Below are 19,803 nucleotides of genomic sequence, written 5' to 3'. Positions count from 1 at the left end.
TCCATACCGAGTACCTGGACCGGCAGCAAGCAGCGTAGATCTGCCCGCAGATCACCCATCAGGATGCTGTCCGGAAAACGCGGGGCCCCTCAACCGGCCTATCCGGCCTCCGCGCGCCGAGCCGTAAACATCTCTACGCCCACCCGCAAACGTCCGCGCATCCACAACACCTCAGATAACGCGCAAGACATCCGTGCGCCCCACGAGCGTCCAAGACTGACGCACAGAAGTCGGAACCCCCGAGCAAGCATCCGCACCCCGCCAACCTGCATCGGCGCCCGCCAACCAGGCCTCCGCACGCCTGCCACCGGACCTCCGCACGCCTGCCCACCGGACCTCCGCACGCCTGCCCACCGGACCTCCGCACGCCTGCCCACCGGGCCTCCGCACGCCTGGCCGCAAACATCCCTGCGCCCGGCCGCCGCCAGTGTCGGCACGGCCGCCCGCAAACGAACGCGCCCCAGCACCCTCAGATAACGCGCAGGACGTCCGCGCGCCTCGTAGGCATCCACGGAAAGCGCACGCGACCGCGGCTATCCCGTCGTATCCCGCAGGCATCCAAACCGACACGGAAACGCCCGCGCGCCCGGCAGGCATTCTGACTGCGTGCCAAGAAGTGCGTGCATATCGCGAGCGCCCAAACCGATATTGCGGGGGTGTCCGCGCGTCCCGCAGGGGTCCAATCATCGCCCGCAGGCATCCGACGAGCACTCACCGGACACCCCGCGCTAACAACCCGCACGCGCGCCCAGCGAGCACCCACACCTGCGCCAGTCGCACCCGCACGTGCACTTTGCGGGCACCCGCACGTGCGTCCTGCGGGCACCTGCACGCGCCCAGCGGGCATCGGTGCGTGCGCCCAGCGGGCATCGGTGCGTGCGCCCAGCGGGCATCCACCTGAGCGTGCGCAGGGATCTGGGCGAGCGGTCGCGGGGGTCACTTCCAGGAGCGGAGTGCCTGGTCGATCTCCTGCTGAGTGGGGAGCCGCAGGGCGCGTGGCGCGGGCGACTGGACGCCGTGTTCGCGTGCCCACTGGGCACCCATCTCACCCTCCGGGGTACGGAAGCCGGCCCCCTGCAACGCCGCACGGGCCGAACGGGAGCCGAGCGCCGACAGGAACGCCGCGGCGCCGTCGTGACGCAGCTGATCGCGGCTCGTGATCGCGAACGGGTGGTCGAGCATCAGCGTGCCCTCCTGGGGCGGCAGCACGACCAGGGGGTTGGGCCGGTGCGCCTCGTTGTAGGCGATCACGGCCTGCTCCGACGTCACCGCCAGCGGACGCGCGAACCGTTCCATGCCCGCCAGGTCGGCCAGCGGCGCTACGGCCGCGCCACCGCGCAGGTCGCGCACCAGTCCGCGGTTCGCCGCCTTCTGCTTCAGCTGGGCAAGCGCGATCATCGTGACGGTCCCGGTCATGCTCTTGGCGGGGTCGGTGGTCCGGCGCGCGAGCGCGATCCCGGACGCCTTGCGGGCGAGCAGGAGCCGCCAGGCGGGGACGACTCCCGCCCCCTGGAACTCGGCACCTACCGGCCGCGTGGTGGCCAGTACGACCGGCGTCGTGACGATGGACGGCGCACCCGCAGGGACGACCTGGTCCCCCGAGCGGCGGGCGACGGCGAGCCACAACGACGATTCCGGAACCCAGGCGTCGGTGTTCTGCACATACGAGCCGACGCGCACATACTCGGCCGGGGCGACCGGAGTGATCTCCGCCCGGACGCAGCGGCCACCGACCCTGCGTGACTCGACGTTGAACCGGCCCGCCACCTCGCGCAATACCGGCGCGATCTCAGGCTGTGCGGCGATCTTCACCTGGAGCGGGGCCCCGGTGCACGGCTCGGAGAAGACCCCCAGCGCCCATGCGCCGCCACCGCCCACGCCTGCCAGTACCAGCGCCACGACCACCAAAATCACCGGCAGCCGACGCCGCCCAGGCCCTCGCCCGCCAGCTCCACTACCGCCAGGCCCTCCCCCGAACCCGCCACCACCACCAACCCCCGCTCCGGACCCACCTCCGGCACCAGCCCCTAGGCGACCGTCACCGCCACCAGGCCCAACCCCGAATCCGCCGCCGTTACCAGCCCCTGCCCCAGGCCCGCCATCACCGCCTGGCCCAGCCCCAGGCCCACCGCCAGGCCCGGCCCCGGGCTCGCCGCCAGGCCCGGCCCCAAGCCCGTCACCGTGAGACCCAGCACCGAACCCGCCACCAGGCCCGGTCCCCAGCACACCTCCTGCCCCCACCCCAGGCCGACCGTCACCACCAGGCCCAGCCGAGAACCCGCCACCGCCACCGGCCCCAAACCCACCATCACCGTCACTACCAAGCCCAGGTCCAAGCCCACCGCCAGGGCCCGCCTTAGGACCACCACCGCCACCAGGCCCAGCCGTCAACCCACCATCACCGCGAGGCCCCGGTCCAGGTCCGCCGCCCGGGCCCGCCCCAGAACCACTACCGCTGCCAGGTCCGCTTCCGAACCCACCACCAAGGCCAGTCCCCGCCGCGGGTCCGCCATCGAATCCGCCACCGGGGCCAAAGCCGCGCCCCGGGCCAGCACCAGAAACCTGCCCGTTCTCACGAGCCCCGCCAGCGGCACCAGCGGCACCAGCGGCACCAGCGGCACCAGCGGCACCGAAACCGCTACCAGGCGGAAGAAAGCTGAGCCCGCCATCAGGCGCAGGGAAGCCCGAGTCGCCCTCAGACTGCTCATCAGCCACGTTCTTCACCAGAGCACTCATCCGTCGCAAGATTCATACAAGATCGTTTTGGTTCGTCGAACCACCGAATGATCCACCGAACCACCAAGAGATTACGAGCAATACCGGCAGCGAGGACCGCCCGGCTTGTCATGAAGAGCGACGACACGGCGATCCATCATCACCAGGCCCCTGGGACGGTTCGCCAGATCCGCGCGTTCATCACAACCGAACAGAAGGATCTCGCCGCCTTCGATCCACGCCTTCGCGGCCCGAGCGCCCGTCAGGTACGACCCTCGCCACGAGTGACACCTACGCCCGAACACGCTCCCACGGCCGGGCGGTCCGACTGCCGAGCAGCGCTCACGGGGGCATCCTGAGATTCCGGAACACCGGTCACCGACGACAGTCCCGAACGATCACCTCAAGCCACCTCGGCCCAGCGTCCCAAGCCGCCTCGGTCCTCAGGCCGCCTTGGTCCAGCGCCTCAGGCCGCCTTGGTCCAACCTGATCCGGCTCTCGCTCTCCTCACACCGGATCAGCCTGACGAAGCCCCACGCGCGGATATAGCGGATATAGATGCTCCAACAGCAGTCACCTCGTGCCGTCGAACGCACCCGCTGGCGACGTTCAGAGCTCATCACAGCCGCTGAGACGTTCAAACTCCATCACGTCCGCCAGCCAAGACTTGGAGGTTCACTGCGGGCCACCACGCCTCCGGTTACACCACTTCCCCCCGGGGTCACGGCATCTGTCACCCCTCTGGCTGGTGCTGCGTCGCCCGGGTGCGAGTGGGTGCGGTCTGCTGTTCAAGCTGAGCAGCGACAAGAAGTAGGCAGGGGGTTGAGGCTTGGTGCCGCACTGCGGGTCAGCGCGTCCCCGGCTAGATCATTTGCTCCTTCGGAGTGGGCGGCCACGGTCACCCCTTCGGCGGATGCGCGGATGCCCGGTGCGGGTGGGCACGGTCTTCTGCTCAGACTTGGCGGCGACAAGAAAGTGGGTGGGGTGTTGGGTCTTGGAGCTTCACTGCGGATCAACGCATCTTCGGTTAGATCATTAGCCCCTTCGGGGTTGGCGGCATCGGTCACCCCTTTGGCTAGCGCCTATCTCCCGAGTGCGGGCGGGTGCGGTCTGCTGCTCAAACTTGGCATCGACAAGAGGGTAGGCGGCCGGTCAGGGTCTCTGCCATTGTGCGGGCGGGGCTGGTGGTTGATGTTCGAACTTAAGGGCCGCGCGAAGCGCGGGTTTACGGTGCGATCTCAGGCGGTAGCGCCGCCTCCACCTAGTCGCATCCTTGGGCCTCTGGGACCTGCGCCAACGTGACAGCAACGCTCGGAGAGGCGGAGGCTTGTGTGCGGCGGGTCAGTCCGGCTCCGCTCAGCCATCCACCAGCAGCAACCCGGCTTGGACTCCGACTCACCCGTGCCGGGCCACGCACCGACCGTTGGACGATCAACCACCCAACGGTGCCGCCCGCCGCGACCTATTTGCGCCCGGTGAATTGATGGCCACCTGCGGCCAATCGAAATGTCCGTAATCAGATAATTGCTATCCGTCACCGTCGATATAATCAAGACATGCATTCGATCGTTGCGGATCTAGAGACCGCTTCCACCGCAGAATTGGTGGAAGCGGTAGCCGCGATCGCCACCCACCTCGCCCACCGCCCCGCACCCGACTCCGGCGCCGCCTGCATGGAGCTGGCCGAGGAGTTGGCGCGTGCGTTCGATCAAGGCGAATTCGCGTTGGCCGCGATGATCGCAGTGGTGGACCGCACGGGTGAAATGAAGCACTGGGGACTGCCGTCCACCCAGGCGTGGCTGCGCTGCCGTCTGGGGATGCGGGAAGGCCGCGCCAAGGAACGCATCACCCTGGCCCGGCAGTTGCCGCGTCTGGAGCGGGTGAGCAAGGACCTGGCCACCGGTGACCTGTCGCTCGGCTACGCGGCTACGGTCGCCGACGCCGTGCAGCGGTTGAACGATGAGGACTGCGCGGCGGCCGAGGACATCCTGCTGAACGCCGCCAACGACGGGCTCTCGGCGGGCAAGGTCGCCCGGTTGGGCCGCAAGATCCACGATCTGGTGGCCGAGCAGAACGGCACCGAGAAAGCCCCCGAAGACGTTCAGCGCGGCTACGAACGGTCCTGGCTGACGTTGAGCCGGTCCCTGGACGGCGGGTCGTATGTGAACGGGTGGCTCAACCCCGAAGACACCGCGATCCTGGACGGCAAGCTGGCTCCGCTGGCCAAACCCGCAGGCAGCGACGACCGCCGCGACCTGGGCGAACGCACCGCCGCCGCCCTCACCGCAGTGCTGTCGCAGGGCCACAAGCTCACCCGGGTCACCGTCATCGCCAACCTCGAAACCCTCATGGGCAGCGACGTGCCCGGCTGGCTACGCGACGGCACCCAGATCCCCGCGGAGCAGATCCGACGCCTAGCGCTCACCGCAGGCGTCTCACCCCTGCTACTCGGCCCTGACAATGTGCCGCTCTACCTCGGCCGCGCAGTCCGGATCGCCACCCCAGGACAACGTCACGCACTGGAAACCCAGTACGCCACCTGCGCCGTACGCGGCTGCGAAGTCCCCGGTTTCCTGTGCGAAGTCGACCATGTTGACGGATGGGTACTGGGCAACAGCCCCACCGATATCAACAAACTGACCCTCTGCTGCGGCTGGCACAACCGCTGGAAACACACCCACCCGGCACAAATGCAGATCACCAAAGACCGGCACGGACGCTACGTCTACGGGACGCTGCCACCGGATGGAGTCGAGCGCTCCAAACGCGGCAGATGGCCCACCGGACGAACACCCGACCCAGGCGGCGACAACCCCTGGGACGACCACCACCTCGCGGCCTGACCCACCCCGCAACCAGCCTCACGGCCCGGCGGCCACCACACCACCGGGCCCGCAGGCACGCCCAGAGCCACCACACCAACCAGGGCGACATCCCACCGCCGCAGGGGGCGAATCCTTGCCTGCGCAGGCGCCCCACCTCCCGTACCAACACGAACGCCGTACCAACACGAACGCAGTCCCCGCGTAACAAGCCAGCGCTCTCACCTGGGACGCCAACGGCTGGCCAGGGCAGGAGCGGTCCAGCAAGGGCGACGGCCGACATGCAGCATGTGGAATCGGTGGGCGGCTGACATGGCGGTTGGGGCTTAGGTACTGATGGCGCGTACGGCGGTCGCGGCCAGGGTCGTGTAGGTCATCGTGAAGCTTCCGCCCAGGGCGTCGATGGCGGTCCCGACGGCGTCCAGTATCTGGGCCAGCTGATCAGGGTGGACTCGGGTCAGGCCGCCGGTGGTGGGCAACAGGTCCAGCCACTGGTCGCGCGTGTAGGCGTGCTCCCAGTCGAACCGCCACTGTTCGGGCTCCCCGAACTGACCCGTCTCGTTGATCTTGTCGGCGAACGCCGCGTACATCTCGCGGTAGAGGTCGAGCGGACGCCGGGCCGGTTGGCTGCTGAACGGGGAGTCGGGTACCGCCTGCTGGTAAGCGGCGGCGAAGGGTTCGGCCACCTCGGCGGGCGGCTCGTACACGTGTCCGAAGATCGCCAGCCGTCCCCCCGGACGCAGCACACGGGCCGCCTTCACGGGACCGGTGGCCGGATCCACCCAGTGCCACGACTGGGCGGCGATGACCGCGTCGAACGTCCGGCCGGACGGTTGCCAGGCCTCGAAAGTCGCCGTCTCGACGTCCAGGCCACGGGCGCGCGCGAAGTCGGCCATCCGCGCATCCGGCTCGACGCCGAGCACGCTGCAGCCGGCGGCCTGGAACTGGCGGGCCGCGATACCGGTACCGCAGCCGACGTCAAGGACGTCAGATCCAGGGCTCCCGGCGACGATCCGCGTCACTAGCGCATCGGGATAGCCGGGGCGGGCCTGGTCGTAGCGCTGGGCGTCCGCACCGAACGACTCGGCGATCTGCCGCGCCTGATGCGGCTTCGCGGGGGAAGGAACTGGCTGCTCTCGCGGTTGAGTGGGCATGTGCCCACCTTAGTGGGCATGCGCCCACTCGCCAATGGGCGCCCTCGTTTGGACGCATGAGAGGATCTGGACATGCCGACGGGGGTGCACCTTCGCGACGCCCGGCAGCAGCTGTTCGACGCCGCCGAACGCGTGCTTCTGCGGGACGGGCCGAACGGGCTGACCAGCCGGGCCGTCACCGACGAGGCCGGCTGCGCCAAAGGCGTCCTGCACCGGCACTTCGCCGACTTCGACGCCTTCCTCACCGAGCTCGTACTCGACCGCGCGGCGCAACTCGAGACGCAGGCGAGTGCGCTGCGCGAGTCCGCCGGCACCGGCACGGTGGCCGGGAACCTCACCAGCGCGCTGACCACCCTGTTCGGTCCGATTCCGGTGGCGATCATTCCGCTCATCACATTTCGGGACGAACTGCGCGCCCGGCTGCGGCAAGCCAGGCCCGGCGGCGGCATCGCGATCCTCGCCGAGGTCTCGACCGCGATCTCCGCCTATCTGGCCGACGAGCGCGACCGGGGCCGCATCGCGGCCGACGCCGACATCGAGTCACTCACGCTTTCCCTGGTCGGAGGCGGGCACCTCCTGTACGCGGACCGCGACCCCGGCCCGCCGGACCCAGCAGTCGTCAACAAATTCGTGACGGGTGCCATCGCCGACGCCGTCCAACGACGACCGGCCTAGAGGTCCGGAGGGCACAAGCAAACGCCTGCTGACGGACGCTCACCGCGCCGGCCACGAATGCCCCACACCGCCACCAGCGGCAAACGACCTGCCCCGCCTGGGCACCCCGAGGGCCAAATCCCCCGGCGGCTGGGCTTTGGTGCCTGGGTGGCTGATGGCCCGTCGCCCGGTGGTTCTGGTGTTCCGGCCACGTTCAGGTGGCGTGGTTTTCATGGACGGGTGCGTGCTTGCCGAGTCCGGGGGCGGCAGGGGCGGGGGTTGGACCCAGCCGATGTCGGAGGGTTGGGGGAGACCTCGGTGGAGGATTCCGCAGGCGGTGAGGAGGATCAGGGCGGGGGCAAAGGTTTGGAGAAGGCGGCCCAGGTGGTGGCCCATCACCAGACTGACCAACGTCCCTGGGCAGTACGACTAACCCGTGTCGCCCCCAGCCGTATGAGACGGCGCTGCCATCGACGGCGCCGCCAGCCAGAACCCGCCCCGAACAAGCCGCCCCCGACCGCACCACCAAGCCACAGCACCTGCTTATGCACCCTGGCCGCACTGCTCCAGCCGCACCGCCCCGTCCATGCACTCTGCCCATGCACCCCGGCCGCACCGCTCTGCCCATGCACCCCGGCCATGCGCACCGCCCATCCGCCTTGCCCAGCCGCCTTGCCCAGCCGCCCTAGCCGTGCAGCCCTTGGCCATGCACCCCAGCCATGCACCCCGGCCATGCACCCCGGCCATGCGCCCCGGCCGTGCACCCTGCCCGTGCACCCCGGCCATGCACCCCGGCCATGCACCCCGGCCATGCGCACCTCCCATCCGCCTTGCCCAGCCGCCTTGCCCAGCCGCCCTAGCCGTGCAGCCCTTGGCCATGCACCCCAGCCATGCACCCCAGCCATGCACCCTGCCCGTGTGCCCTGGCCGTGTGCCCTGGCCGTGCAGGTCTGGGCGGGTGGGGCCGGACCCGTTTGTGGAGAGCCGCGTATGAGGAGCCGTGGGGGTTCGGGCGTTGGGGGGATTGGGTGGGTTGTGGGGGGTGGCAGACTTGCGGGGCTATGTTGGAGCGGGAGTGGCGGGCGCCTTGGCCGGTGGATGTGCGGTGGACGTTGGCGCCGCACCGCCGGGGGGCGGGCGATCCCGCGTTCCGGGTCGAACGGGACGGGACGGTGTGGCGGGCCTCGTTCACGCCGGACGGGCCGGGGACGTTGCGGTTGGGTGAGGTGGGGGGCGTTGTCCGGGCCGCGGCGTGGGGGCCGGGGGCGGGCTGGCTCCTGGAGGGGGTGCCCGATCTGCTCGGGGCGCGGGACAGGCCGGAGGAGTTCGAGCCTGAGCTTCCGCTGTTGAGGGATCTGGTGGTGCGGAGTCCGGGGTTGCGGCTCAGCCGGACCAACCGGGTGTTCGAGGCGCTCGTGCCCGCGGTTCTGGAGCAGAAGGTGCTGGGGCTTGAGGCGTTCCGGGCGTGGCGTTACCTGCTGCGGCGGTTCGGGGCGCCGGCGCCGGGGGCTCCGGACATGCGAGTGCCTCCGCCGCCTGAGGTGTGGGCGCGCATTCCCTCGTGGGAGTGGCACCGTTCAGGCGCGGAGGCGGTGCGAGCAAGGACGATCATCGGGGCGGCGAGGGTGGCCGGGCGGCTGGAGGCCGATCCGGCCGAGGCGAAGTTGCGGTCGCTGCCCGGCATCGGGGTGTGGACGGCCGCGGAGGTGCGGCAGCGTGCGGTCGGGGATCCCGACGCCGTCTCGGTCGGTGACTACAACCTGCCCGGACTCGTGGGCTGGGCGCTCACCGGACGCAAGGTCGACGACGCCGGGATGCTCGCGTTGCTGGAGCCGTACGCGGGGCACCGGTACCGGGTCACCCGGCTGCTGGAATCGTCCGGCGCGCGGCCTCCGCGACGCGGACCTCGCCTTGCTGTTCGGGACTATCGGAGTTTCTGACCTGGCGGCGCCGCATCCAGAAGGAGTTGCGGGCCCAGTCGAGGCCGTCACGGGAGTCGGCGCCGAACAGGGGGCCGAGGACGGCGAGGGCGACGAAGAGGACGATGAACGTGACCATGGGAGTGTCCTTGGGGTTCGTACCTGGTGAGCCCTGGCCGGGGCTCGGGGACTTCCCGCGCGGTGTGCCTCTAGTTTGACGCCGTCCAACATTCAGGTCCAGCGACCTTTTCTGCATGGAATGTGTAAGCTGCGCTTCACTATGTTGGATTTGGGCAGGTTGCGGGTGCTTCGGGAGCTCAAGCAACGTGGCACGGTGGGGGCCGTCGCCGACGCCCTCGGTTACAGCCCTTCGGCGGTCTCCCAGCAGCTCTCCCAGTTGCAGAAGGACGTCAACGTCGCCCTCGTCGAGAAGGTGGGCCGGCGGTTGCGCCTCACCGAGGCCGGCGAGGTTCTGGCCGGGCACGCCGAGTCGCTGCTGACCGCCGCGCAGCGCGCCGAGGAGGACACCGTCGCGGCGGCGGGGCGGGTGGCGGGAACGGTCAAGGTCGCGGGGTTCCAGACGGCGCTGCTGCATGTCCTGGCGCCCGCGCTCCCCCGGCTCGGCCGCGACTTTCCGGACCTTCGCGTGGACGTTCTGGAGGAGGAGTTCACGCGCGTTCTGCAGGCGCTGGTCCTGCGGGACATCGATGTGATCATCACTGACGAGTACACGCTGCTGCCCCGGCCCGAACGGCCCGAGCTGGCCTCCGAGGTGCTCATCACCGAACGTATGCGGGTCGCCTTCCCCGAAGGCCATCCGCTCGCCACGGGCGGCGGGCCCGTCCGGCTGGCCGATCTGGCGCACGAGCCGTGGGCGACGGGCCATGTCGGCACCAACCACTCCGACCTGCTCGAACGCACGTGCGTGGATCTGGCGGGGTTCCGTCCCGACATCCGGCACCGGTCCAACGACCTGCTGGTCATCTTCGCGATGATCGCCCAGGGCTCGCTCGCCTTCGTGCCCGACCTGGCCCTGGCCGAACGTGAGGCCGGCGTGTGCGTCCGCGACATCACCGAGGGCACGGTCCATCGCAGCATGGTGATGTGGACCCGCGCCGCCGAGGGCCGCCCCTCCGTCCGCGCCGTGATGGAGGCCGTGCGTTCCTCCGCCGATGCCGTGGCGGCCGCCCGCCCCAGTCTCATTCGCGGCGCCTCCCTCGGCTGAGGGAATACCGGGCCGCGCCGGTGAGCTGTACAGGACGGGCGGGGTCCGGCGTACAACGAATATGACGTTTGGCATAGAGTGCGGGCATGGACGCTGGTGTGACGGATTCCGCGCTCCGCCGGGCCTTGGCCCGCGCGCGGGACGGCAAGACGCTCGATGTTTCCGAGGCCACCACGCTGCTGCACGCCCGCGGCGGGCAGCTCGACGACCTTCTGACGTACGCGTCCCGCGTGCGCGACTCCGGGCTGGAGGCCGTGGGACGGCCCGGCATCATCACCTACAGCCGCGGCGTCTTCATCCCCTTGACCCGCCTGTGCCGTGACCGGTGCGGATACTGCACGTTCGCCACGGTGCCGCACAAGCTCGAGTCCCCCTACCTGAGCCCGGACGAGGTCTTGGAGATCGCCCGCAAGGGTGCCGAGATGGGTTGCAAGGAGGCTCTGTTCACGCTCGGGGACAAGCCCGAGGACCGGTGGACGGCCGCCCGGGACTGGCTGGACGCGCACGGCTATGACGACACCATCTCCTATGTGCGCGCCATGGCCATCCGGGTGCTGGAGGAGACCGGGCTGCTCCCCCACCTCAACCCCGGCGTCATGAGCTGGCGCGACTTCCAGCGGCTCAAGCCGGTGTCGGCGTCCATGGGCATGATGCTGGAGACGACCGCGACGCGGCTCTTCAGCGAGAAGGGCGGGCCGCACTTCGGTTCGCCCGACAAGGATCCGGCCGTGCGGTTGCGGGTGCTGGAGGACGCCGGGCGCACCAACACCCCGTTCACCACGGGCATCCTCATCGGCATCGGCGAGACGCTCCAGGAGCGCGCCGAGTCGATCTTCGCGATCCGCAGGACGATGCGGGAGTACGGGGCGATCCAGGAGACCATCGTCCAGAACTTCCGGGCCAAGCCGGACACCAAGATGCGCGCCACGCCGGACGCGCTTCCCGAGGAGCTGGCCGCCACGATCGCGGTGACCCGGCTGGTGCTGGGGCCGAAGGCGCGCATCCAGGCGCCGCCCAATCTGGTGGGCGGCGAGTTCGAGCTGATGGTGCGGGCGGGCATCGACGACTGGGGCGGCGTCTCGCCGGTGACCATCGACCACGTCAATCCCGAACGGCCGTGGCCGCAGATCGACGACCTCACGGCCCGGACGGCCGAGCTGGGCTTCACCCTGCGCGAGCGGCTGCCGATCTACCCCGAGTACGTGAAGCGCGGCGAGCCCTGGATCGATCCCCGCATCATGGGCCACATCAACGCGCTGGCCGAACGTTCCACCGGCCTGGCCGACGACGCCAAGACGCCCGACGGCCGCCCGTGGCAGGAGCCCGACGGCGGCTTCGAGGCGTTCGGCCGCACCGACCTGCACGTCGAGATCGACACCACCGGCCGCACGTCCGACCGGCGCGAGGACTTCGACTCGGTCTACGGCGACTGGGACAGCCTCAAGGAACGCATCTCGGCGCCGCAGCGGTTCGACGCGGACGTCAAGACCGCTCTCGCCCACGCGGAGCAGGACCCCGCGGGCCTCTCCGACGACGAGGCGCTGGCCCTGCTGCACGCGGACGGCCCCGAGCTCGACGCCCTCATGAAGCTGGCCGACGACCTCCGCCGCGAGGCGGTCGGCGACGACGTCACCTACGTCGTGACGCGCAACATCAACTTCACCAACGTCTGTTACACCGGCTGCCGGTTCTGCGCGTTCGCCCAGCGCCGCACCGACGCCGACGCCTACACCCTCTCCCTCGAACAGGTCGGCGACCGCGTCGACCAGGCCTGGCAGGCGGGCGCCACCGAGATCTGCATGCAGGGCGGCATCCACCCGGACCTGCCCGGCACCGCGTACTTCGACCTCGCCCGCGAGGTCAAGAAGCGCGCCCCGGAGATCCACCTCCACTCGTACAGCCCGATGGAGGTCATCAACGGCACCACCCGTACCGACATGTCGATCCGGGAGTGGCTCCAGGAGGCCAAGGCCGCCGGCGTCGACTCGCTGCCCGGCACCGCCGCCGAGATCCTCGACGACGAGATCCGCTGGGTGCTCACCAAGGGCAAGCTGCCCACCGAGCAGTGGATCGAGGTCGTCACCACCGCGCACGAGGTCGGCATCCCGACCACGTCGACGATGATGTACGGCCACGTGGACACCCCCGCCCACTGGGTCGGCCACATCAAGCTGCTGCGCTCGCTCCAGGAGAGGACGGGCGGTTTCACCGAGTTCGTACTGCTCCCCTTCGTGCACCACAACAGCCCGATCTACCTCGCGGGCCTGGCCCGTCCCGGGCCCACCGTCCGCGAGAACCTCGCCGTCCACGCCCTGGCGCGCATCCTGCTGCACGGCGCCATCTCCAACATCCAGACGTCCTGGGTGAAGCTCGGCGACGAGGTCGCCACGCGCGTCCTCGACGGGGGCGTGAACGACCTCGGCGGCACCCTGATGGAGGAGACCATCAGCCGCATGGCCGGCTCGGAGAACGGCTCGTTCAAGACCATCAGCTCGCTGGAGGCCATCGCCGCCGCGGCGGGCCGCCCGGCCGTCCAGCGCACCACCGAGTACGGCCGCCCCACCCCCGAACGTGTCGCCGCCGCCCGCAGGACCGACGGCGTCGGCCACTTCGGCAAGGGGCCGTCGCTCCCCCTGGTCACCGCCTGACCGGCCTGGTCACCACCTGACCAACGCGAAGAGGGGCTCCCCAGACGGGAGCCCCTCTTTTCGTCTGTCGCGGGGGTCAGGCGTCGGTGGAGAAGCGGACGGCGGTGGGCGGCAGGGCGATGCCGGGCCAGAGGCGGAGGCCGTCGCGGAGCTCGTTGCCGGGGCCGACCATGGCGCCGTCGCCGAGGATGACGCCGTCGAGGACCGCACCGGCGCCGACGCGGGCGCCGCGGCCGACCACCGAGTCGCGGACGGTGGCGCCCTCGGCGACGAACGCGCCGTCCTGGAGGACGCTGCCGATCACGGTGGCGCCGGCCTCGATCTCGGCGCCGCGGCCGATCGTGGTGCCGCCGCGGACGACCGCGCCGGGCGAGACGATCGCGCCGTCGAGGGTGAGGCGCTCGCCGGGGTCGCCGGGCATCGCGGTCGAGGCGATCTTGCCCAGGACCAGGTCGCAGGAGCCGCGCACGAAGGCCTGGGGCGTGCCGACGTCGAGCCAGTACGCGGTCTCGACGTAGCCCATGACGACGGCGCCCGAGGAGATGAGGGACGGGAACGTCTCGCGTTCGACCGAGATCACCTCGTCGGCGGGGATCGTGTCGATCGCCGAGCGGCGGAAGACGTAGCAGCCCGCGTTGATCTGGTCGGTCACCGGGTGGGAGGTCTTCTCCAGGAACGCGGTGACGCGGCCGTCGGCGTCGGTGGGCACGCAGCCGAAGCGGGACGGGTCGTCGACGCGGGTGAGGTGCAGGGTGACGGCGGCGCCCGCCTTCTCGTGCATCTCGATCTGGGCGTTGACGTCGTGGCCCGACAGGATGTCGCCGTTGAGGATGAGCACGGGCTCGTCGGGTCCCGAGGTCAGCGCGGTCGCCGCGTTGCGGATCGCGCCGCCGGTGCCAAGCGGCTCGGCCTCGCTGACGTAGGCGAGCTCGACGCCGTGCGCGCCGGTGCCGAAGGCGGCCTCGAACATCTCCGCGCGGTAGGAGGTGGCGAACACGATGCGGTCGACCCCGGCCGCGCGGGCGCGGGCCAGCTGGTGGGCGAGGAAGGCGACGCCGGCCGTGGGGAGAAGCGGTTTGGGGGTGGAGATGGTCAAGGGGCGCAGCCGTGTTCCCTGGCCCCCGACCAGCAGAATCGCTTCCAAGGGTTCCCTTCCGTGATGGGCGGTCGTGCGAGCCTACTAGCGGGGGGAGGCGTGCGCGGCGACAGCGCGTTCGAAGGACGACAGGTGCGCCGCGGCCGACGCCTCCCAGCTGAACTGCTGGGAGCGCGCGTAGGCCGCCTCGGCGAGGGAACCGCGCCGGGCGGTGTCTTCGATCAGCTCGGTGAGCGCGCGGCAGATGCTCCAGGCGTCCGTCTCGGTGTAGGCGACCGCGTCGCCGCCGACCTCGGGCAGCGGACCCCGGCTGGTGGTGAGGACGGGGGCGCCGCAGGCCATCGCCTCCAGGACGGGCAGGCCGAAGCCCTCGCCGCGGGACGGGAGCGCGACCACGACGGCGCCGCCGAAGAAGCCCGGGAGCATCGACCAGGGCAGGTAGCCGGGGCGCACGACCTTGAGGTGGAGGGGCACGGTGGCCAGCGCCGCGTCGACCTCGTCGTCCCAGCCGCCGCTGCCCGCCAGGACGAGCGCGGGCGCGTCCGGGTGGTCGGACACGGCGCGCACCCAGCCGCGGATGAGGTTGGGAACGTTCTTGCGGGGTTCGAGCGCGCCGAGGTAGGCGACGTAGGGCCGGCCGTGCAGGCCGAGCCGGTCGGACACCTTCTTGATCTCGACCTCGTCCGGCCGGTGGAACACCGTGTGGTCGACCCCGTGATAGGCCACGTCGATGTTGGACGGGTCGGCGTCCAGGAGCCGGACCAGCTCGTCGCGGGTGGCCATGGACGGGGCGATCAGCCGGGTCGCGCGGCGCGCCGCGGTGCGGGTGGCCGACTTGATGTAGGTCGTGCGGACCGGGTCGTGCACCTCGGGCTCGGCGAACACGGTGACGTCGTGGATGGTGACGACGGTGGGCCGCCCGGCCCGGGTCGGCAGGATGTAGGCGGGCAGGTGGATGACGTCGGCCGCCACCTGCTGCGCCACGTACGGCAGCCCGGTCTGCTCCCAGGCGAGCCGGGACGCGCGGTGCGCCAGCGCGGCCGGGCCCGCCACGATCCGGGCGTTCGGCGCCAGCGTCCCGTAGCGCTGTTCGTCCGAGCGCTGGCAGGCGATCGCCAGGTCGGCGCCGAGCCGGTCCAAGGCGACGAGCAGGCCGTCGCAGTATCGGCCGAGCCCGCCACGGTCGGCGGGTACGGCGGTGGCATCGACGAGGATCCGAGGCGCCACGGTGCCCCCTTTTGGTGTCCCGATCACGCGGCGTTGTGGCGGGGATCACCCCCACGTCTCAGAGCCTACGCCGATCGCGCCCGTGCGGTAGTGAGACCGCGCCCCCAACACGGATCAACATCACGTGTGAGGGCGGACACGCGCGGGACAAGCGGGGTACGGGCGGGGTCAGGCCCGCTTGCGCGCGTGGATCAGCACGATGCTGCCGCGCTCGTTGGGCGCCCGGCGGTCGGTGAGCGCGACGAGCGGGGTCAGCGGGGCGGCCGCGTTGAAGCCGACCTTGCCGCCGTAGGTGGAGAGCGACAGGTAGAGGCGCTCGGCGGCGGGCGTGCGGAACTGGTACGAGTGGCGCACCAGGTCGAGCCCGCGCTCGTTCATCAGCTTGCCCAGCGACTCGTGCGTGTAGGTGTGCTGGACGTGGTACTTGGCCTTGTGCGCGTCGCGCAGCTTGGGCCAGGAGTCGGCGCGGCTCAGCACGTCGGCGGACATGAAGATCTCGCCGCCCGGCTTGAGGACCCTGGCCATCTCGTCGAGCGACCTGCCGCCGTCGTCGAAGTGCTCGATCGCGCAGACCGACAGGACCGCGTCGAACGAGCCCTCGCCGAACGGCAGCCGCAGCGCGTCGCACTCGATCAGCGCCGGCGGGTGCGCCAGCGTCCGCCCGTAGACCATCTTGCCGCGGGCGAGGTCGATGGAGACCGCGTGCGCGCCGCGTTTGCGGGTCTGCCCGGCCCAGTAGCCGTCGCCGCCGGCGACGTCGAGGACTCGCTTGCCGGACAGGTCCCGGCCCATCCAGCCGAGCAGCGTCCCCGCCTCGCGGTAGCGGCAGACGTGCACCTGGTGGCCCATGAACGCCACAACATCCGAGATTTTCATCGCCCCCCACTCTAGAGCCCGGCAGAACCCGGGCAGGGCGATGGCTAACCTGGGCGGGTGATTTCCAAGGCCGTCGCGATGCGGATCCTGCGCGTGCTGCTGGTGGTGCTGGCGCTCGCGTTCTGCGCGTACAGCCTCGTCGACCAGTGGGACGCCACCGTCAGGGCGTTCGAGCAGATGTCGGTGCCGACGCTGCTCGGCTCGTTCGCCGCCGGGCTCGCCGGCCTGGTCGGCTGGATGCTGAGCTGGCGGGTCTTCCTGGCCGGGCTCGGGTCGCCGCTGCCGCTCAAGGCGATGTACCGGATCAACTCCATCTCCCAGCTCGGCAAGTACGTGCCGGGCAAGGTGTGGGCGCTGGTCACCCAGATGGAGCTGGCCAAGGAGTACGACGTGCCGCGGCCGCGCAGCTTCGGCTCCACGCTGCTGGCGATGGCGGCGTCGCAGGGCACCGGGCTGGCGGTGGCGGCGGTGACGCTGCCGCTGACGTCCGAGACGGCCCGGCAGAGGTACTGGTGGCTCTTCCTGCTGGCCCCGCTGATGCTGGCGTGCCTGCACCCCAAGGTCGTCACCTGGGCGGTGAACCTCCTGCTGAAGCTGGCGCGGCGGGACCCGCTGGAACGTCCGGTGCGCCTCGGCGAGATGCTCCTCGGCTCGTTCCTGGCGGTGGTGGGCTGGGCGTTCTTCGGCGTGCACCTGTGGCTGCTGTGCGCGGCGGTGGGCGGCGACGGGCCGGGGCTGATCTTCCTCGCGACCGGCGCCTACGCCCTGGCGTTCGTGGCCGGGTTCCTGGTCTTCATCGCGCCGGGCGGCATCGGCGCGCGCGAGACCGCCATGGTCCTGGTGCTGACCCCGGTGCTGCCGGCGGGCGCGCCGATCGTGGTCGCGCTCGCCTCGCGCGTGCTGCTGACGATCGCCGACCTGGCGAACGCCGGGCTCGCCGTCCTCATCGGCGGCCGGCCGCCCAAGCCGGATTCCGGGGAGAGATCCGCGGAGGCGCCCGCGGAGGGGAATGAACCCGAGCCCGGCACGCTTGTCACCGGTACGCAGTTGTCCGAGACGAAGGAGTGATCGTGACCGCCCCGATCAACATCACCGACGCGACGTTCGACGAGCAGGTCCTGAAGAGCGAGACGCCGGTCCTGGTGGACTTCTGGGCGGAGTGGTGCGGCCCGTGCAAGATGATCGCCCCGGTCCTGAACGAGATCGCCGAGGAGTACGCGGGCAGGCTCACGATCGCCAAGCTCGACACCGACGCCAACCCGGCCACGATGGCCTCGCAGGGCGTCATGGGACTGCCGACGCTCAACCTCTACAAGAACGGCGAGGTCGTGCAGCAGATCGTCGGTGCCAAGCCCAAGCGGGCGCTGCTCAAGCTGATCGACGAGCACCTGTAGGGCCGGTGGCGGCGCCGGTCAGCGCGTCGACGTAGGCGGACCAGAGGGGCTCGTGGTCGACCGGGCGCACGCCCGACCGCAGCCTCTCCGGCTCGCCCGGCGCGTAGAAGCGCTCGAGCGCGTCCGCCAGCGAGCCGGCGTCGTCCGGCTCGCACACCAGCCCGTCCTCGCCGTCCCTGATCTGGTCCGCGAACCCGCCGACCCGGGTGGCGATCACCGGGATCCCGTGCTCGTACGCCATCCAGACGTTCTGCGACGCCGTGGCCGTCCGGTAGGGCAGGACGAGCGCGTCGGACGCCTCGAAGAGCCCCGGGACGTCGGCCGCGGGGACGTACCCCGGGCGCAGCTCCACCCGTCCGGCCAGGCCGAGCGCCGAGATCAGCGCACGCGTCTCGTCGAGCCCGCCCCAGAACTCGCCCGCGACGGTGAGCGAGACGTTGCCGGGGCCGTTCGCGAGCGCCCGCAGCAGCACGTCCAGCCCCTTGTAGGGGCGGACGATCCCGAAGAACAGCAGCCGGTCGCGCACGCCCTCGCCGCGTTCGGCGGAACCGCCGGCCGGGGTGGGCAGGTGCGCGGGCATCTCGGCGACGCGGACCGGCCGCGCGGTCAGGCCGCGCGCGATCCCGGCCTGCTGCTCGGAGTGCACGAGCACGCCGTCGACCCGCTTGAGCAGCGCCTTCATCAGCGGCTTGTCGTACGGCTTGCGCTCGTGCGGGAGCACGTTGTGGCACAGCGCCACGACCGGGGCCCCTCGCCGCAGCCCGGACAGGATGCCCAGGTAGGACGGCACCTGCACGGGGCTGAGCACGGCGAGCACGACCAGGTCGTACGAACGCAGCGAGCGGCCGGTGCGCCACCAGCCGTCGGGGCGGCGCCAGTCGAGCGCGCGCCGCGTGCCGGGGAACGGCTCGCCCTCGGGCTCGTCGATCGTCTGCTGCCCCGGGTAGAGGAATCCGGGGTACTGCGCGCGCCACGACTCGATGACGACCTCGTGCCCGGCCGCCGCGAGGCGGTGGGCCAGCTCGGTCGTGTGGTGGGCCCCGCCGCCCTTGTAGGGGAAGGCGGGCCCGACGATCGCGATCCTCATGTGTCTCCGCGCCTCGGTTTCCCGCGTGTCATGTGTCTCCGCGCGAGCGGACGATGAGGTCGGCCAGCAGCGCCATGCTCGCGATGATCAACCCTGTCACGAAGATCATGATGGTGTTGTTCGCGAAGTAGCCGAAGTGCACGATCATGTCGAACACGCCCTTGACCAGGCCGATGACGATGAGCCACAACGCCGGCGGCATCAGCACCTTGAGCGGGTTGAAGTACATGACCATCCGCAGCACCTGCAGGATGTAGCGGTAGGCGTCCTTGGTGAAGTGGAACTTGGACTTGCCCGCCCGCTTGAAGTAGTCGATCGGCACGTACCGCACGTCGTGCTGGTTGGACATGAACGCGATGGTGATCGTGGTGACGCAGGAGAACCCGGGCGGGAGCAGCCGCAGGTAGGGCAGCGAGACCTCGCGGCGGAACGCGCGCAACCCGGAGTTGAGGTCGGGGATCTTGGAGTTGGTGAGCCGCTCGGCGATCTTGCGGATGAACCACTTGGCGGGGACCCGCAACGCCTTGTGCGAGCCCTCCTCGCTCTTGCGGGCACCGACCACCTGGTCGACCGACGGGTCGGTGTCGAGGATCTCGACCAGCTCGGGGATGCGCTCGTTGGGGTAGGTCATGTCGGCGTCGGTCCACACGACGATCTCGCCGCGCGCCTGCTGCGTGCCGATGCGCCGGACCGTGCCCGAGCCGCTGTTGTGGTGGAACGGCATGATCCGCATGTGGGGGAAACGCGGCGCGGCCTCTTCCAGCCGGGCCAGCGTCGCGTCGGTCGAGCAGTCGTCGACGGCCAGCAGCTCGTAGCTCTTGCCGCTGTTGTCCATCGCCTTGCAGATGCGCTCGACCTCGTCGATGACGTGATCCTGCTCGTTGTAACACGGCAGAACGATCGTCACATGCACGGCACTGTCGGTGGGCTGGGTACTCACGCAGGGCGAGAATACTCGCCCTGGAGGCCTCATGAGGCCGCCCACC

16 protein-coding genes are annotated in these 19,803 nt (G+C 70.5%); 7 read left to right on the top strand and 9 right to left on the bottom strand.

Features of this window, described 5'->3' with window-relative positions; all coding sequences use genetic code 11:
- Window positions 1–936: 936 nt before the first annotated feature.
- From ABZ810_RS37620 to ABZ810_RS37610, 3 genes are all read right to left on the bottom strand, one after another.
- Window positions 937–1,899, bottom strand: coding sequence for a substrate-binding domain-containing protein (locus tag ABZ810_RS37620; RefSeq protein ID WP_358411519.1), 963 nt, complete (start codon window positions 1,897–1,899; stop codon window positions 937–939).
- 128 nt (window positions 1,900–2,027) lie between these two features.
- Window positions 2,028–2,309 (bottom strand): hypothetical protein, encoded by a 282-nt coding sequence (locus ABZ810_RS37615; protein WP_358411517.1) that lies wholly within the window; start codon window positions 2,307–2,309, stop codon window positions 2,028–2,030.
- 78 nt (window positions 2,310–2,387) lie between these two features.
- Window positions 2,388–2,708 carry a hypothetical protein gene (locus tag ABZ810_RS37610; protein WP_358411515.1) on the bottom strand — a complete coding sequence of 107 codons (321 nt, stop codon included), beginning with the start codon at window positions 2,706–2,708 and terminating at the stop codon, window positions 2,388–2,390.
- 1,563 nt (window positions 2,709–4,271) lie between these two features.
- On the opposite strand from ABZ810_RS37610, the gene ABZ810_RS37605 reads away from it, so the two are divergent.
- Window positions 4,272–5,558, top strand: a complete 1,287-nt coding sequence (locus tag ABZ810_RS37605) for a DUF222 domain-containing protein (protein WP_358411513.1) — start codon at window positions 4,272–4,274, stop codon at window positions 5,556–5,558.
- 305 nt (window positions 5,559–5,863) lie between these two features.
- Here ABZ810_RS37605 and ABZ810_RS37600 read toward each other — a convergent pair whose 3' ends face one another.
- Window positions 5,864–6,691 (bottom strand): class I SAM-dependent methyltransferase, encoded by an 828-nt coding sequence (locus ABZ810_RS37600; protein WP_358411511.1) that lies wholly within the window; start codon window positions 6,689–6,691, stop codon window positions 5,864–5,866.
- Between the two features lie 72 nt (window positions 6,692–6,763).
- Between ABZ810_RS37600 and ABZ810_RS37595 the strand changes: the two genes are divergently transcribed.
- The 4 genes from ABZ810_RS37595 to ABZ810_RS37580 all read left to right on the top strand — a co-directional run bounded on the left by ABZ810_RS37595 (window position 6,764) and on the right by ABZ810_RS37580 (window position 13,137).
- Window positions 6,764–7,366, top strand: a complete 603-nt coding sequence (locus ABZ810_RS37595) for a TetR/AcrR family transcriptional regulator (protein WP_358411509.1) — start codon at window positions 6,764–6,766, stop codon at window positions 7,364–7,366.
- Window positions 7,367–8,445: 1,079 nt separating this feature from the next.
- The gene (locus ABZ810_RS37590; protein ID WP_358411507.1) at window positions 8,446–9,285 is read left to right on the top strand and encodes a DNA-3-methyladenine glycosylase 2 family protein; all 840 of its coding nucleotides are present in this window, start codon (window positions 8,446–8,448) and stop codon (window positions 9,283–9,285) included.
- 313 nt (window positions 9,286–9,598) lie between these two features.
- On the top strand, window positions 9,599–10,489 hold the full coding sequence (locus tag ABZ810_RS37585) for a LysR substrate-binding domain-containing protein (RefSeq protein ID WP_358411505.1): 891 nt from the start codon (window positions 9,599–9,601) through the stop codon (window positions 10,487–10,489).
- Between the two features lie 86 nt (window positions 10,490–10,575).
- Window positions 10,576–13,137, top strand: a complete 2,562-nt coding sequence (locus tag ABZ810_RS37580) for a bifunctional FO biosynthesis protein CofGH (protein WP_358411503.1) — start codon at window positions 10,576–10,578, stop codon at window positions 13,135–13,137.
- Between the two features lie 76 nt (window positions 13,138–13,213).
- Here ABZ810_RS37580 and ABZ810_RS37575 read toward each other — a convergent pair whose 3' ends face one another.
- The 3 genes from ABZ810_RS37575 to ABZ810_RS37565 all read right to left on the bottom strand — a co-directional run bounded on the left by ABZ810_RS37575 (window position 13,214) and on the right by ABZ810_RS37565 (window position 16,336).
- A complete protein-coding gene (locus ABZ810_RS37575; protein ID WP_358411501.1) occupies window positions 13,214–14,281 on the bottom strand; it encodes an NDP-sugar synthase in 1,068 nt (355 codons plus the stop codon).
- A gap of 36 nt (window positions 14,282–14,317) precedes the next feature.
- A complete protein-coding gene (locus ABZ810_RS37570; protein ID WP_358411499.1) occupies window positions 14,318–15,460 on the bottom strand; it encodes a glycosyltransferase family 1 protein in 1,143 nt (380 codons plus the stop codon).
- Between the two features lie 168 nt (window positions 15,461–15,628).
- Complete coding sequence (locus ABZ810_RS37565; protein ID WP_358411498.1) at window positions 15,629–16,336, bottom strand: class I SAM-dependent methyltransferase; 708 nt, start codon at window positions 16,334–16,336, stop codon at window positions 15,629–15,631.
- Between the two features lie 57 nt (window positions 16,337–16,393).
- Here ABZ810_RS37565 and ABZ810_RS37560 point away from each other — a divergent pair, with 57 nt between their 5' ends.
- Window positions 16,394–17,404 carry a lysylphosphatidylglycerol synthase transmembrane domain-containing protein gene (locus ABZ810_RS37560; RefSeq protein WP_358411496.1) on the top strand — a complete coding sequence of 337 codons (1,011 nt, stop codon included), beginning with the start codon at window positions 16,394–16,396 and terminating at the stop codon, window positions 17,402–17,404.
- 2 nt (window positions 17,405–17,406) lie between these two features.
- Entirely contained in the window at window positions 17,407–17,730 is a 324-nt protein-coding gene (gene trxA, locus ABZ810_RS37555; RefSeq protein ID WP_358411495.1) for a thioredoxin, read from the top strand.
- Here trxA and ABZ810_RS37550 read toward each other — a convergent pair.
- Both ABZ810_RS37550 and ABZ810_RS37545 read right to left on the bottom strand, forming a co-directional pair.
- Window positions 17,705–18,817, bottom strand: a complete 1,113-nt coding sequence (locus tag ABZ810_RS37550; protein WP_358411494.1) for a glycosyltransferase family 4 protein — start codon at window positions 18,815–18,817, stop codon at window positions 17,705–17,707. The two genes, trxA and ABZ810_RS37550, sit on opposite strands and share 26 nt — an antisense overlap.
- 28 nt (window positions 18,818–18,845) lie before the next feature.
- Window positions 18,846–19,790 (bottom strand): glycosyltransferase family 2 protein, encoded by a 945-nt coding sequence (locus ABZ810_RS37545; protein WP_358411493.1) that lies wholly within the window; start codon window positions 19,788–19,790, stop codon window positions 18,846–18,848.
- Between the last annotated feature and the right edge of the window lie 13 nt (window positions 19,791–19,803).

Origin of the sequence: Spirillospora sp. NPDC047279 (genome assembly GCF_040643285.1) — a bacterium.
Taxonomy (GTDB): Bacteria; Actinomycetota; Actinomycetes; order Streptosporangiales; family Streptosporangiaceae; genus Spirillospora.
Note: the sequence above shows the minus strand (reverse complement) of the source record. Positions and strands in the feature narration are given on the sequence as shown.

What these genes read in the sequence shown, in the direction of transcription:
- ABZ810_RS37615 (WP_358411517.1), bottom strand. Translation starts at nt 2,309, where the DNA reads ATGGTGGGTTTGGGGCCGGTGGCGGTGGCGGGTTCTCGGCTGGGCCTG.
- ABZ810_RS37610 (WP_358411515.1), bottom strand. Translation starts at nt 2,708, where the DNA reads ATGAGCAGTCTGAGGGCGACTCGGGCTTCCCTGCGCCTGATGGCGGGC.
- ABZ810_RS37605 (WP_358411513.1), top strand. Translation starts at nt 4,272, where the DNA reads ATGCATTCGATCGTTGCGGATCTAGAGACCGCTTCCACCGCAGAATTG.
- ABZ810_RS37600 (WP_358411511.1), bottom strand. Translation starts at nt 6,691, where the DNA reads ATGCCCACTCAACCGCGAGAGCAGCCAGTTCCTTCCCCCGCGAAGCCG.
- ABZ810_RS37595 (WP_358411509.1), top strand. Translation starts at nt 6,764, where the DNA reads ATGCCGACGGGGGTGCACCTTCGCGACGCCCGGCAGCAGCTGTTCGAC.
- ABZ810_RS37580 (WP_358411503.1), top strand. Translation starts at nt 10,576, where the DNA reads ATGGACGCTGGTGTGACGGATTCCGCGCTCCGCCGGGCCTTGGCCCGC.
- ABZ810_RS37565 (WP_358411498.1), bottom strand. Translation starts at nt 16,336, where the DNA reads ATGAAAATCTCGGATGTTGTGGCGTTCATGGGCCACCAGGTGCACGTC.
- ABZ810_RS37550 (WP_358411494.1), bottom strand. Translation starts at nt 18,817, where the DNA reads ATGAGGATCGCGATCGTCGGGCCCGCCTTCCCCTACAAGGGCGGCGGG.
- ABZ810_RS37545 (WP_358411493.1), bottom strand. Translation starts at nt 19,790, where the DNA reads ATGAGGCCTCCAGGGCGAGTATTCTCGCCCTGCGTGAGTACCCAGCCC.